The organism is Aerococcus sp. L_32 (assembly GCF_050689315.1).
Genome location: NZ_JBOEQF010000051.1, coordinates 1 through 13,719, shown reverse-complemented (window position 1 = coordinate 13,719; position 13,719 = coordinate 1). Strand labels below are relative to the sequence as shown.

At 42.1% G+C, this 13,719-nt stretch carries 12 protein-coding genes, 1 pseudogene and 1 riboswitch; of the genes and pseudogenes, 11 read left to right on the top strand and 2 right to left on the bottom strand.

Features of this window, described 5'->3' with window-relative positions; all coding sequences use genetic code 11:
- The 8 genes and pseudogenes from ACRCJ0_RS05305 to fabV all read left to right on the top strand — a co-directional run.
- Positions 1-1,176: pseudogene (locus ACRCJ0_RS05305) on the top strand (acyltransferase family protein); the annotation flags it as partial.
- Between the two features lie 135 nt (positions 1,177-1,311).
- Entirely contained in the window at positions 1,312-1,761 is a 450-nt protein-coding gene (locus ACRCJ0_RS05300) for an OsmC family protein (RefSeq protein ID WP_431389724.1), read from the top strand.
- A gap of 74 nt (positions 1,762-1,835) precedes the next feature.
- Positions 1,836-1,961, top strand: a riboswitch (FMN riboswitch).
- A 119-nt stretch (positions 1,962-2,080) separates the two neighbouring features.
- On the top strand, positions 2,081-2,923 hold the full coding sequence (locus ACRCJ0_RS05295) for an energy-coupling factor ABC transporter ATP-binding protein (protein WP_431389723.1): 843 nt from the start codon (positions 2,081-2,083) through the stop codon (positions 2,921-2,923).
- Positions 2,899-3,831, top strand: a complete 933-nt coding sequence (locus ACRCJ0_RS05290; protein WP_431389725.1) for an energy-coupling factor ABC transporter ATP-binding protein — start codon at positions 2,899-2,901, stop codon at positions 3,829-3,831. The genes ACRCJ0_RS05295 and ACRCJ0_RS05290 overlap by 25 nt, the downstream gene beginning before the upstream one ends.
- The gene (locus ACRCJ0_RS05285) at positions 3,832-4,620 is read left to right on the top strand and encodes an energy-coupling factor transporter transmembrane component T family protein (protein ID WP_048727713.1); all 789 of its coding nucleotides are present in this window, start codon (positions 3,832-3,834) and stop codon (positions 4,618-4,620) included.
- A 24-nt stretch (positions 4,621-4,644) separates the two neighbouring features.
- Positions 4,645-5,502: a tRNA pseudouridine(38-40) synthase TruA gene (truA, locus tag ACRCJ0_RS05280; protein ID WP_431389722.1), complete on the top strand. Its 858-nt coding sequence runs from the start codon at positions 4,645-4,647 to the stop codon at positions 5,500-5,502.
- Positions 5,503-5,657: 155 nt separating this feature from the next.
- Positions 5,658-6,440 carry a type I 3-dehydroquinate dehydratase gene (aroD, locus tag ACRCJ0_RS05275; RefSeq protein ID WP_431389721.1) on the top strand — a complete coding sequence of 261 codons (783 nt, stop codon included), beginning with the start codon at positions 5,658-5,660 and terminating at the stop codon, positions 6,438-6,440.
- 232 nt (positions 6,441-6,672) lie between these two features.
- Positions 6,673-7,872 carry an enoyl-ACP reductase FabV gene (fabV, locus tag ACRCJ0_RS05270; protein ID WP_431389720.1) on the top strand — a complete coding sequence of 400 codons (1,200 nt, stop codon included), beginning with the start codon at positions 6,673-6,675 and terminating at the stop codon, positions 7,870-7,872.
- Positions 7,873-7,985: 113 nt separating this feature from the next.
- Here fabV and ACRCJ0_RS05265 read toward each other — a convergent pair whose 3' ends face one another.
- Positions 7,986-8,882, bottom strand: coding sequence for a fructose bisphosphate aldolase (locus ACRCJ0_RS05265; protein ID WP_431389719.1), 897 nt, complete (start codon positions 8,880-8,882; stop codon positions 7,986-7,988).
- Positions 8,883-9,075: 193 nt separating this feature from the next.
- Here ACRCJ0_RS05265 and pepF point away from each other — a divergent pair, with 193 nt between their 5' ends.
- Both pepF and ACRCJ0_RS05255 read left to right on the top strand, forming a co-directional pair.
- The gene (gene pepF, locus ACRCJ0_RS05260) at positions 9,076-10,887 is read left to right on the top strand and encodes an oligoendopeptidase F (RefSeq protein ID WP_431389718.1); all 1,812 of its coding nucleotides are present in this window, start codon (positions 9,076-9,078) and stop codon (positions 10,885-10,887) included.
- Between the two features lie 50 nt (positions 10,888-10,937).
- Positions 10,938-11,102, top strand: a complete 165-nt coding sequence (locus ACRCJ0_RS05255) for a preprotein translocase (protein WP_111856611.1) — start codon at positions 10,938-10,940, stop codon at positions 11,100-11,102.
- A gap of 369 nt (positions 11,103-11,471) precedes the next feature.
- Here the strand turns inward: ACRCJ0_RS05255 and ACRCJ0_RS05250 are convergent, their stop codons facing one another.
- On the bottom strand, positions 11,472-12,650 hold the full coding sequence (locus tag ACRCJ0_RS05250; RefSeq protein WP_431389717.1) for a 5-methyltetrahydropteroyltriglutamate--homocysteine methyltransferase: 1,179 nt from the start codon (positions 12,648-12,650) through the stop codon (positions 11,472-11,474).
- A gap of 127 nt (positions 12,651-12,777) precedes the next feature.
- On the opposite strand from ACRCJ0_RS05250, the gene ACRCJ0_RS05245 reads away from it, so the two are divergent.
- Entirely contained in the window at positions 12,778-13,689 is a 912-nt protein-coding gene (locus tag ACRCJ0_RS05245) for a LysR family transcriptional regulator (protein WP_431389716.1), read from the top strand.
- The last annotated feature ends 30 nt before the right edge of the window (positions 13,690-13,719 follow it).

The window sequence follows — 13,719 nt, the reverse complement described above, 5'->3', positions numbered from 1 at the left end:
CTGGCTATACTCACTTATGGGATGCTCCACATGCTTGATGCAGCGACGTTCACTTACTATGGTGGAATGTTTGGCTTTGATTTATTAGCTGCTATAATGATTGCCTTGTTGACTTATGAAGGCTCTTGGATTGGTTTCCTATTGAAATTTAAACCCTTGCGGTGGTTAGGTCAACGTACATTCCATATGTATTTATGGTATTACCCAATCAATGTGCTGTTCCATATGGTACCAACCAGCCAGAATCGGTTTACAAATAGTATTTGGCCACAAGTCATTTTGATTATTATCCTGTCGTGTTTATCTTATGCCTTACTAGAGGAAAAAAGATGGCCGGTGCCGGTTTTCAATGAAGTGCGTAACAACCAACCCGTCCATCTTTTTACTAAGGTTCGTAACTTGTTTAAAGAGCCGGCACCCTGGTTGACCCGCATTTTATTCATTGCATTTGCCCTCGTTTTCCTAGGAGGCGTGAGTGCGGTGGCGGTGTCTAAACCGGCTGACAATGTGACGGTAGAGGAGCAGCAAGCTGCTGAACAAGCCAAGAAGATTGAAGAACTGAATAAACAAAGGGCTGAGCAAGAGAAGCAAGCTGACGCTAGTCTGTCAACTTATAAAGACAGTTTAAGTGAGGCGTCGCTAGGATTTTATGAAGGGATTCCAGATGAACAAGCCCGCTTTGCCTATCAATTACCGGTAACCTTTATTGGTGACTCCCTCATGGTGGGCGAATCAGAGGGTTTGTACACCTTGTATCCTAATGCTATTGTTGATGCGGCGGTTGGTCGACAGTTATATACCTTAATTGGCTATCCAGCTAGCTTAGAAGCACAGGGTATGCTAAAAGATGTCGTTTTGGTTGACCTAGGTGCGAATGGTGGCTTTACGTCAGCTCAATTGTCTGACTTCTTAGATGAGATTGGCCGGGATAAAACCATTTTCCTAGTCAATACCCATGTCGACCGTCCTTGGGCATCTGATGTCAACAAGACTTTAGCTGAAGCAGCTAGTGACGATAGTGATTCAGTATATTTACTGGATTGGCATGAATTCTACAGCAACCACGAAGAAGCGTCCACTTGGTTGAGCCAAGACGGGGTCCACTTTAATCCAGACGGAGGCCAAGTGTGGTTGCAGTTTATCACCAACGGTATGTACGTAACCTTGAAACAATAAAATTTCCATATATAAATGAATCATTCGGTGAAAAGGCAATTGCGGATTTGAGTGCAATTGCCTTTTTTGTGTTGGAAATTAAGGGTATAATGACCCATATTAGAGCGTTATCAAGAGGATGGAGGCAATGCGCATATGGCTGAGGATAAATTGTTGTATACGACACGGGTGCATAATGATCAAGGACTTAAGGGAACGGCCTGGGTTGAAGGGGAGAATGAGCTGCGGGTTCAAACGTCAAGTCCTTTGAAAGCGAATGAGCCTGGGACGAACCCAGAACAATTGATTGCCTTATCATGGGCTACGTGTTTGAATGCGACCATCGAAATTGCTTTAGACCGACACGGTATCAAGGGTATGACCAGTGAAGTGGTCGTTCAAGTGGATTATAAATTAAACCAGGAAACGACCATTACTTATTTTGATTTTAAAGTAGATGTCTATCTCGATTTACCACGTGATCAGGCGGAAGCTATTGTCTATGAGGCAGAAGAACGTTGTCCGGTATCTCAAATTATCGGTGATTATCCTTATACGGAAATGGTGATTCATGCTAATGATCTTGGGGATGGTACAAAGGCATAAACAAGGTGTCTTGACATCTAATCATTGCTTTTACTGGTGGATTTGTGTAGACTAAACTAAGTGAAAAACAAATGAAATGTCTTCAGGGCAGGGTGCGAGTCCCGATCGGCGGTAAAGTCCGCGAATTACCAGGTAAATCAGGTGATTGAACTAGTGGAATTCTAGTACCGACTGTTACAGTCAGGATGGAAGAAGCGTATAGCAGGATGAACGAGACGGCGATGCAAGTCTAGCTGGACTTGGGCTTCTTTGACAAACTCTTCCAAGTAACGTTGGAGGAGTTTTTTTCTTAAATATATTAAGTGAGCGAGGGAACAAGATGGCGAAACCGATTATTCAGGTTCAAGATTTGTCTTTTCAATATAGTCAATCAGACGAGAAATTAGCTATAGATGGCCTATCAACGACTATCTATGAAGGTGAATGGCTAGCAATTATTGGCCATAATGGGTCGGGGAAATCGACCTTTTCAAAATTATTAGTGGGCTTACTAGAAGCCAAGTCAGGAATCATTCAGGTGGACGATAAGGTCCTTTCTATGGAGACCTTATGGGATATCCGTAGTCAAGTGGGGCTAGTCTTTCAAAATCCAGACAACCAATTTGTTGGGGCAACGGTTGAAGAGGATGTGGCTTTTGCCTTGGAAAATATGGGTATGCCGGTTGATGAGATGCATGCCCGTGTTGAGTCTGCCTTGAAACGGGTTAAAATGTGGGACTATCGCGACAGGGAACCCGCAGCCTTATCAGGTGGTCAAAAACAACGAGTAGCTATTGCGGGTGTGATTGCTGTGGCACCGAAAATCATTATTTTAGATGAATCGACTTCAATGTTAGATCCTGAAGGGCGTGACGAATTGATGGCAGTCGTGGCGGATATCAAACAAGATAATGCCCTGACTGTGATTTCGATTACCCATGATTTAAACGAGGCGGCGGAAGCTGACCGGATGCTTGTCTTTAAAGAAGGGCAAATTATTAAAGAGGGGACGCCAGCTGAAATCTTTACTTACGGGAATGATTTAACTGAGATTGGTTTGGATGTGCCTTTTTCTGAGCAACTAAAAAGCGCTCTTGCTAAACGCGGTGTGGCTGTGCCGGATGCATATTTTGATGAAGAAGGGTTGGGTGAATGGTTATGCAAATCGCATTTGAACAAGTAGGCTTTACTTACGGTGCTGGGACACCGTTCGCCAGTGTAGCCTTGCATGATATTAACGTGACGATTCCAGATGGGTCATATACGGCGATTATTGGCCATACAGGGTCAGGAAAGTCGACCATTACCCAACACCTTAACGCCTTGGTACAACCAACTGTAGGCCAAGTACGGATTGGTGAGACGGTTGTATCAGCTGACTCTAAGCCAAAAGACTTGAAGAAAATCCGCCAACGAGTAGGGATGGTCTTCCAATTTCCTGAAGGTCAACTATTTGAAGAAACTGTTATTAAAGATGTCATGTTCGGTCCTATGAATTTTGGTGACGGTGAAGCGACAGCCCGCGAGAAAGCTGAAGCGGCTTTAGCAGCAGTGGGGATTGCCCCGACTTTATTTGAGCGGTCACCTTTTGAGTTATCTGGTGGGCAAATGCGCAGGGTAGCCATTGCTGGGGTGATTGCCATGAAACCGGAAGTACTGGTATTAGATGAGCCAACTGCTGGACTGGATCCAAAAGGTCGGATGGAAATGATGTCAATGTTCGACCGCTTGTACCGAGACCAAGGGTTGACGATTGTTTTAGTGACCCATCAAATGGAAGATGTGGCAGCATATGCCAACCACGTGATTGTGATGGATGGTGGGACTTGTGTGAAAGAAGGGACGCCAGCTGACATCTTTGCGGACCCTGCTTGGTTAGCCAGCCACCAATTGGCTTTACCGGACGCAGCTGATTTTGCCTTTAATCTACAAGGTAGATTAGACCGCCAGTTATGGGACACAGCGACTGACGTCCCATTAACGGTGGATGCTTTAGCTGACTTAATTGTTGATAAATTGGCTTTAGCAACCGGGCAAAATGACGACGACAAGTTAAGCGGATTTATTACAGGGGAAGGGGGCCAATTATAGATGAAAGATAAATTGATTATTGGCCGGTACATTCCCGGTAATTCCTTGATGCACAAACTGGACCCAAGGGTGAAATTGGTGGGCTTGATTGTCATGATGTTGCTGGTGTTTGCGGCAACTGATGTCACGACCAATATCGTCATGATTGCAGTGGTTACGAGTTTGGTCTTTTTAACTGGGATTTCTTTAGGGATATTTTTACGTGGTTTAAAACCCATGATTGCTATTATCATTTTTACGGTAGCCCTACAAATCCTCTTTACGCATACTGGGGACGTCCTGTGGTCATTTGGTCCACTAGCCTTAACAACTGGTGGTTTATCCAATGCGGCCTATATTTTTGTCCGCTTCCTATTGATTATTTTCCTATCGACGATTTTGACTTTGACTACTCAACCCCTGGCTATTACCGATGCCATGGAAGCCTTGTTGAAGCCTGTTCGTAACATTTTGCCAGTCCATGAGATTGCCTTAATGTTATCGATTGCCTTGCGATTTGTCCCGACCCTACTAGAAGAGGCAGATAAGATCATGAATGCACAGCGGGCACGTGGTGTAGACTTTTCAGAAGGGAATATCCTTGAGCGGGTAAAAGCCTTTATTCCAGTCCTAATTCCCTTGTTTATTTCTGCCTTTAACCGAGCTTACGACCTAGCCACTGCCATGGAAGCGCGTGGTTACAAGGGTGGTGAAGGCCGGACCAAGTACCGTCAATTGCATTGGGGCAAACTAGATACCCTTGCCAGTATCTGTCTTGCGGTTTTGACCGTTGTCATGATTATCTTATAGCCACTAGTAGAAGGAGGGCGCATTTTGCCTAGATTTAAAGTAACCTTGCAATACGATGGAACACCATTTGTCGGCTTCCAGGTGCAACCAAATGGCCACACTGTACAAGAAGCCCTTGAAAAAGCCTTAAAGCTCATGTCAAAAGGACAGACGATTCCTGTTGTTGGGTCAGGCCGGACCGATTCAGGTGTTCATGCCCTTGGCCAAGTCATTCATTTTGACTATCCAGCGGAAATTGGTGAGGAAGCGGTCTTAAGGGCAATGAATTCAATCCTTGATGATGCTATTCGAATCACTAAGGTTGAACGGGTGGAAGATGATTTCCACGCCCGTTTTCATACTAACGGTAAGAAGTATATTTACAAGGTAGATACGTCCAAGTTTCCGTCACCATTTACTAGACAGTATATGTACCACCATCCCTACCGGACGGATATTAAGCGTATGCAGGAGGCCTTAAAGGACATTATCGGCGTTCATGATTTTAAGTCCTTCTGTTCGACTAAAACGGATAAAACCAACTTTGTCCGAGAAATTTACCGGGCCGAAGTGACGGCTGACCCGGATGCAGAAACCTTGACCTTTGTCTTTGAAGGGTCAGGGTTCTTGTACAATATGGTCCGGATTTTGGTGGGCACAACGCTTCAAATTGGGGATGGGTTAAGACCAGTTGACGAGATGAAACGGTTGATCGCAGCCGAAGACCGGAATGAAGCAGGGCCCACAGCAGCCGCACATGGCTTGTATTTATCGGAGGTTTATTACCTAGGGCTAGAGGGCCGCCGGCAGGTTTCGCAGGCTTATAGCGACTATAAAGTTGGTTTAAGTACTCCTGTGGATGCAAGTATGAGCTTAGATACAAATTCAGATGAAGACTTTTAGGAATGGTCGACAAATTTGATGATATGAATGAAGAATAAGTTCTTTAATCTTTGGTCACAAATTTTATATAGCTTAAAAGGCAAAAACTCGATACAATATACATATCAAATTGTATCGAGTTATTTATTTTGCCTTGATGTCAGAAGGAGTCCAACATGAAGAGTGTAAAAATTGCTTCCTTGAAGTTCGGGGAGGATAGACCAAAAATTATTATTCCCTTGGCCGAGGATAATACGGTAGATATTATTAACTGTGCCAATTTCTACCGCCGTCAACCAGGCGATATGGTGGAATGGCGGATTGATTACTTTGACGATTTCGACGAGCTGGAAGAGTTGGTTGAATTGAGTAAACGGGTGAAAACCTCTATTCAAAAACCCTTACTTGCCACCTTTAGAACCTTGAGCGAGGGCGGGGAGTCAGCTATTGGCAAGAGCCAGTATGTTGAAATGTACCGGTATTTAATCCAAGCCAAGGCTGTCGACGCTATTGATATCGAGTTTGAGCGAGGCCAGGACATCTTAGACAACCTGATTCCTTACGCCCACAAACACCAAGTCAAAGTCATCGTTTCCTACCATGATTTTGTGAAAACCCCTTTGGAAAATGATATAGTCAAGCGCCTACAAAAGATGGGTCAGTCAGAGGCGGATATTGTGAAAATGGCCGTCATGCCCCACGATGAAGCGGAGGTATTGGCTTTGATGAACGCGACCCACCAAGCGTCCACATTAATCGACCAACCCTTGATTACCATGTCGATGGGCCGTTTAGGTAAGATTACCCGAATTGCCGGGGAAATCTTCAAATCAACGGCTAGCTTTGCCACTATAGAAGGTATGTCGTCTGCTCCTGGGCAAATGGACGTTGAAGATGTGGAAGAATGCATGAACTTGTTGAATTTACGTGTAGATGACCTGGATGATGACGATTTCTAGGATATAATATGTTTCTAGGGTTGAAAAACGGCCATTAAGTAATGAAAATACGCATATGACAAGAGAGGATTGCAGGGTAAAACCGCAGTCCTTTTTGCTTTCAAAAAAATTTTCATTAAAGCTTTGATTTTTGATATAATCATGTAAAACTTTACTACTAGTTTCCTTAACTATATAATTAAAAAGTGAATTATCAAAAAATTGAGAAATTAGTAAATATTAGGAGACTTATATGACTTTAGAATTTAAGGCGAAAATGCGTGGAAATGTCCTTGTTGGTGTGAATCCGATGGGGTTGAAGCAAGAAGTAAACAATCAAATTCAATATGTTAAAGACCAAGGGACCTTTGAAGGGCCGAAGAAAGTTTTGGTATTAGGGGGCTCATCTTCTTATGGATTGGCTAGTCGGATTAACCTGGCTTTTGGTGCGGGGGCAGATACGATTTCAGTTTCCCACGGTGGGGGACCACGATCTGAGAAAAACCTTGGTAAGCCAGGCTGGTATAATAATATCTTTTTCCGCCAAGCAGCAGAGGCTGAGGGGCTAATCGCGAAAAATATTATGGCAGATGCCTTCTCTAACGAAGCGAAGGACCAAGTGATTGACTTCATCAAGAATGAATTCGGCGGAAAAGTGGACTTTGTGGTCTATTCATTAGCTTCAGGACGCCGTACAGACCCAAATACAGGGGAAACTTACAATTCAGTGATCAAATCAATCGGCCAAGAAGTTGTGGGACCAAACGTCAACCTACAAAAGGAAACCTTCTATGAACAAGTGCTTGAACCGGCCTCAGAAGCCGAAATTGAGGATACCGTAAAGGTTATGGGTGGAGAAGACTGGCGGATGTGGATGAATGCCTTACAGGAAGCGGACGTGCTAGCTGAAGGCGTTGAGACTGTCGTTTATTCTTATTTGGGGGCTGAATTAAACGAGTCATACTACAATAAGGGAACTTTAGGTCGCGCTAAAGCGGACTGTGACAATGCTGCCGCTTTAATCAATAAAGACTTAAAAGATATCAACGGAAAAGCGACTGTCGTTGTAGCAACTGCTGTAACAACTAAAGCTTCATCAGTTATTCCATTCTTCCCAGTTTATTGTCTGGGATTGTATAAGGTAATGGAAACACGCGGCCAACATGAAACGCCAATTATGCATATTGACCGGATTTTCCGTGACATGTTGTTTGGTGATAAGCCAGAGTATGATGACGAGGGCCGTTTGCGTCCGGATTCATGGGAATTAGATCCAGAAGTACAAGCTGAAGCCAAGGTTTTAATTGAACAAATCAACCAAGATAACTTCAATACAGATTTCACAGCTTGGGATACCTTCATGAAAGAATTCTTGAATTTAAATGGCTTTGAAGTGGATGGTTATGAAGAAACACCAGTGACTTATGAAGCATTAGTGAATTTAAAACCCTAAATAGCGATCATCATCAAGCACGGTAAGGAAGACGCGTTCGACTTATCGTGTTTTTTGCTATAAAAAAGCTCAGAGGACTAAAATCCCCTGAGCATGATGTATATTAAAATAGTTTATCTCTTGTTAACGGATGCGTCGTAAATGGTATCAATAGCACTGGCTAGTAAGTCATTGAATTCGTCATCTGCTTGGCTTGCTCGTAAATCGGACGCGAGGGCACGTGAGAATGACGCAATCATGTCGTGGTTTTCCGCCAATAGTTCATTGGCTTCTTCACGGGTATAACCACCTGATAAGGCCACTACACGAACAACGTTAGGGTGACTGGCTAATTCACGATAAGTATCTGGTACAGTAGGGATTGTCAGCTTCAACATGACTAAGTCATTTTCTCCTAATTGATCTAAGTGTAATCTGATTTCTTCAGCTAATAATTCTTCGATGGCTGCTTTGTCTTCAGCCTTGATATTCACTTCAGGTTCAATAATCGGTACTAAACCTGCATCAATAACTTGTTTAGCGACTTCAAACTGTTGGTCGACAACTTCTTTGATGCCTACAGGGTTAAATGCGAGAATATTAGACCGTTCCTTAGTACCGAAAATACCGCGGTCATTTGCACGTGCTAATAGGTCGTCAAGTTCTGGCATATCTTTCATTAATTGTACGCCATTGGCTTCTTCGGCAAGTCCTTTATCAATTTTAAGGAAGGGTACGATCCCTTTGTCTGCTAAGTATTCTGCGGTGTATTTACCGTCTACTTGGCGGTCCATGGTATTTTCAAATAGGATAGCAGCTAGAATTTTTTTGCTAGTAAAAGCTGGACTGGTCATGATTCGCGTCCGCATTTCATGAACTTTCGCAAACATTTCGTCTTCATTGCTGTAGGTATCTTCGGCTACGCCATAGGCTAATAGGGCTTTTGGTGTTGAACCACCTGATTGGTCTAGGGCAGCGATAAATCCAGGGGCATTTGACATGCGTTCTAATTGTGCTTGATTAATTGACATATTGAAAATTCCTCCTTAAAAATTAGCGGTGGTATCATTTCGTCACTTATTATTATGAACCTAATATTTTAAAAATCCAAAGAAAGACACTTGAGAAGAAAGATAGGCAACCTATTTCTGGTAACTTTTGGGGTTTTAGTGGTAAACTTATTTAAGAAAATTACCATTAAGATAGGAAAGAAGGATATGCCGGATGACAACAGAGAATACATTCCCAACCCGCGACCAAGTAGATGTAGCAACCACTTGGGACCTCAGCCAAATTTTTGAAGATGAAGCAACTTTTGAAGCGAAATTGGCTGAATTTAAAGATCTAGGACAAGCTTTCAAGGAAAATTATGAAGGTAAATTAAGTGACACGAGCGATATTGCTAATGCAGTTTTAGCGGCTTCTGACGTGCAAGTTTTAGGGTCACAATTGATGCACTATACCTTTTTAGCGGTTGAAGCCGACCGTACAAATTCACAAGCAGCATTGAAATTACATAAGGTATCGGCAGCGAGCAAAAATGTTCAAGAAGCGATGCTATTTTTCCAAAATGCATTACTAGAAAAATCAGCAACTGAACTGGAAAAAGTAAAGGCCATTGCTCCAGAAACAGCAGACTATATTGCTGAAGTTGAACGTCAACAAGCGATATATTTGGGGGCTAAAGTGGAAGATGTACTATTCCAATTCGAACAAGCACATGATCAAAATTATGAAGTGTATAACAACGCTAAATTAGCCGATTTAACTTTTCCTGATTTTGAAGTAGATGGTACTACTTACCCTTTAAGCTTTGTTTTATATGAAGATAAATATATGTTTGAAGAGGATACAGCCGTTCGTCGGGCAGCCTTTGATGCTTTCTCAAAAGAATTAGCAAAATACCAAAATACCTTTGCAACAACTTATTATGGCCACGTCTTGCAGGAAAAAGCTCAAGCTAACATCCGTGGCTATGAATCAGTGATTGACTACTTACTCTTTAGTCAAGATGTTAATCGTGACCTATATGACCGTCAAATCGATGTCATCATGGAGAAATTGGCACCCGTTATGCGTAAATATATCAACCACGTTAAAGAAGTACGCGGCTTAGATAAAATGACTTATGCAGACTTAAAGATTGGTTTGGATCCGACTTTTTCAAAATCTGTTTCATTTGAAGAATCAGAAGCCTACGTTAAAGAAGCCACAGCTATCATGGGCGAGGACTACTTTAACGAAATCGCGCCAGCCTTCACTGACCGCTGGGTAGATTACGCCCAAAATGTGGGTAAATCAACTGGTGGATTTGCAACCATCGCTGCCGGTGTTCATCCATATATCTTAATGAGCTGGACAGAACAATTGTCTGATGTCTATACCTTGATTCATGAATTGGGTCATGCAGGGCAAATGAGCCGAGCTGAAGCCAATAACTTGTTTATTTCAAGTGAACCCAGCTTGTATGTGATTGAAGCGCCGTCAACTTTCAATGAGTTACTATTAACTGGCTATTTACAAGCCAATGGTGAAGACGACCGTACCCAACGCTTTGCCTTAGCCAATATGCTAACCAACACATATTTCCATAACTTCATTACACACTTGTTAGAAGCGGCCTACCAACGTGAAGTTTACCGACTAATTGACAAGGGTGAAGCCTTCACAGCCGAAACCCTTTCTGACTTGAAAAAAGGGGTATTAGAAGCTTTCTGGGGTGATGCTGTAGAGATTAATCCGGGTGCTGAATTAACTTGGATGCGTCAACCACATTACTACATGGGCTTATATTCTTATACTTATTCAGCAGGCTTAACGATTGCTACACAAGCCTACTTGAATATCCGTTCAGGTGAAGATGATCAAGCCATTGAAAAATGGATTGACTTCTTGAAATTGGGGCGGATTAACCCGGTTGAAGCTGCAAAAGTAGCAGGAGTGGATATTACAAGTGGTGAACCATTAGAAAATACCATAGCCTTCTTAAACGACACAGTTGACGCTATTATTGACTATTCAGCGAAACTGGCTTAAAGAAGACAGGAGATTGCCACAAATAAATAGAGAGAAAGTTTGGTGAATAGATGATTTGGGTATTTTTCGTAGCAGCTCTTTTGCTACTGATTACCAGTAATTATATGTACAAAAAAGAGCAGAAGCGTATCTACATCGTCTTCGGTGTCCTCGCGGTTGTGCTATTAATCTTCTTTATGGCTTTCTTTGTACTATACAATATGCAAGGGGCTTAAATATTGAATTGCTATCTAAGTAGAATCCTATTTTTTGGATTCTACTTTTTTATTTATTACAAAAATCCGTAGGCTTCCGCTTTCTCTATCATTGCCTTAAAATCCTTGGGACCGATCTCATCCAAGGTGTGAGAACTTGCCTGACCATTCAGACTGTAAGGGGGTTACCCCGAACATTCTGATATGCGTCAGTATATGAATATTTATGCCCTTAATAGGCCAGGGCTGCAACAAAGTAAAGCTCAAAGGCTTAACTTTAACTTCTCGGATTGATAGAAATGATTGCTGATACAAGAATAAAGAGATTAAAAAAGAGGTTGGCGTGGGGAGCCAACCTCTTTCGAAGGATGATAGTTTTTTGATTAGGGATTATTCACCAAAGTATTTGAATGCGATTGCTTGTCCTTGTTTGATTTTGTCCCATTGGTTTTCGTGTGTTAATTCGTTACCACCGTCACATGAGGCAAAGCCACATTGGTGGGATAGGTATAATCGATCTTTTGATACATATTTGCTAGCTTCTTCTAAGCCGTTTAGGGCGCGTTCTTCATCGTCTAAGTCAGCTGTTTTTGATGATAGTAAACCTAATACAACTTCTACTTGGTCGTTGTCTTTAAAAGCTTCTAATGCGTCGATTGAACCAGCACGCTCGTCGTCCCACTCTAAGTAGAAACGGTCGTAACGTTGGTTTTTCAAGAAATAATGAGCAATTTTCTCATACGAACCGTCACCTAGGTGTCTAGAAGCGTAGTTACCACGACAGTTGTGGGTATATACTTTTAAGCCTAATTCATGACCGTAGTCGATTACAGCGTTGTTTACAGCTACATAAGCTTCTGCACTGGCTTTAGCTGCCTCAACGTCCCAACTACCATCTTCATTTCTAAATGGTGAATTTGATGCATCCTCTGCATGGATAGTCCATAAACAGTCATCTAATTGGAGGACTTTACCGCCTTCTTGTACATATTCATCTAAAAATTCTTTGTAGGCCTTGATTAAACCTTCTCGTAATTCAGCTTGTGATTTGTATACCTCGTTGTATGTTTGTAGGTTTAAACCTAAATCAACATACATATGACCTGGTGAAGGGATACAAACTTTCACATCAGCATCTGAATCATTTAAGGCTACTAAACGTTTGTAGTGGTCGATGAAGGGATGATTTTTTCCTGATAATGGTTTGAAGATTTCAATACCGATATCTTTACGCGTTTCGAATGCATGCTCATGGTCATGGTCAACGAAGATATAACCTTGATCAGCAATGAAACGACGTACGCCGTCAAAGCCCCAAACGAAGTCTAGATGCCATAATGATTTAGAGTATTCGCCATCTGTAATTTCTGGGAAGTCTAATTCGATTTCTTTTTTTACGATATCAGCAACTGCTTCGTCTTCTACTTTTTCGTAGTTGTCGAAATCTTGGTAGAATGGATATTGGATATCGTCGCGTTCCTCGATTTGACGTTTGTAGGCTAATAAGTCTTCTGGACGTAAGAATGAACCAACTGTAAGGAATCGCTTTGAAGTTTGTGTTTGTGTCATAATAATGTTCTCCTTTTTCGATAAATATTTTTGAACTTGTTATGAGTATATGGGTCTGGCATAATAATTACAAATAACTATTATATGTCGGTTTTCATAGCTTGAAACTATGGCAAGGAGTGAGCGTATGCGGATTGAAGATTTGCAGTATTTTATGAAGGTTGTTGAAGTGGGGAATATGACGCAGGCGGCCAAGGACTTGTTTATTGCCCAGCCGTCTTTGTCGAAAGCCATAGCCAATTTGGAGTCTGAGATGGGGGTAACTTTGTTTCAGCGGACGGCTAAGGGGACGGTTCTGACGGTGCAAGGGGAGGAATTCCTCCAGTATGCACGGCAGGTCTTGGAGCAGATTGACTTGATGAATCACCGCTATAAGGAAGGGGACCAAGCGAACCGGATATTTTCTGTGTCTGGACAGCATTATGCCTTTGTAGTGGATGCTTTCGTGAAGTTACTAAGAGAGATGGATGCAGACCAGTATGAGGCAACATTAAAAGAAGAACGAACATTTGAGGTGTTAGATGATGTTGCTAATTTTATCTCTGAGGTAGGCGTTATTTACCGGTCTAATTATAATCAGAAGGTATTAGAAGGGGCTTTTCAAGAGAAGCAACTGACTTTTACGCCATTGTTTAAAACTGCACCACATGTATTTATTGATAAAGGTCATCCTTTAGCGAAACAAGCGACGATTAGTTTAGATGACTTAACCGCTTATCCTCGTTTATCTTATGAACAAGGTACCCACAACTCTTTCTACTATTGGGAAGAGATTTTAGCGGATATTCCTGTCCCAAAACGGATTATTGTTTCTGACCGAGCAACTTTATTTAATCTACTAATCGGTCTAGATGGCTATACTATTTCTTCAGGGATCATCAATGATGACTTGAACAGTCCGGATATATTAGCAATTCCTCTTGAGTCAGACGAGGTGATTGAACTAGGTTACCTAACCGCTAACCGTCACCAGCTGTCTTCAATTGCCAAACGCTACTTAGGCTTACTCGAGGAATCAATCCAACAATATGCTAAATAAGAAATCTATGATAAGTGATTTTTTTTCGTT

Bases quoted from the DNA above. Each gene is read 5' to 3' on its own strand.
- ACRCJ0_RS05255 (WP_111856611.1), top strand. From the start codon at position 10,938: ATGATTTGGGTATTTTTCGTAGCAGCTCTTTTGCTACTGATTACCAGT.
- ACRCJ0_RS05245 (WP_431389716.1), top strand. From the start codon at position 12,778: ATGCGGATTGAAGATTTGCAGTATTTTATGAAGGTTGTTGAAGTGGGG.
- ACRCJ0_RS05285 (WP_048727713.1), top strand. From the start codon at position 3,832: ATGAAAGATAAATTGATTATTGGCCGGTACATTCCCGGTAATTCCTTG.
- aroD (WP_431389721.1), top strand. From the start codon at position 5,658: ATGAAGAGTGTAAAAATTGCTTCCTTGAAGTTCGGGGAGGATAGACCA.
- ACRCJ0_RS05290 (WP_431389725.1), top strand. From the start codon at position 2,899: ATGCAAATCGCATTTGAACAAGTAGGCTTTACTTACGGTGCTGGGACA.
- ACRCJ0_RS05295 (WP_431389723.1), top strand. From the start codon at position 2,081: ATGGCGAAACCGATTATTCAGGTTCAAGATTTGTCTTTTCAATATAGT.
- fabV (WP_431389720.1), top strand. From the start codon at position 6,673: ATGACTTTAGAATTTAAGGCGAAAATGCGTGGAAATGTCCTTGTTGGT.
- ACRCJ0_RS05300 (WP_431389724.1), top strand. From the start codon at position 1,312: ATGGCTGAGGATAAATTGTTGTATACGACACGGGTGCATAATGATCAA.
- ACRCJ0_RS05250 (WP_431389717.1), bottom strand. From the start codon at position 12,650: ATGACACAAACACAAACTTCAAAGCGATTCCTTACAGTTGGTTCATTC.
- pepF (WP_431389718.1), top strand. From the start codon at position 9,076: ATGACAACAGAGAATACATTCCCAACCCGCGACCAAGTAGATGTAGCA.
- ACRCJ0_RS05265 (WP_431389719.1), bottom strand. From the start codon at position 8,882: ATGTCAATTAATCAAGCACAATTAGAACGCATGTCAAATGCCCCTGGA.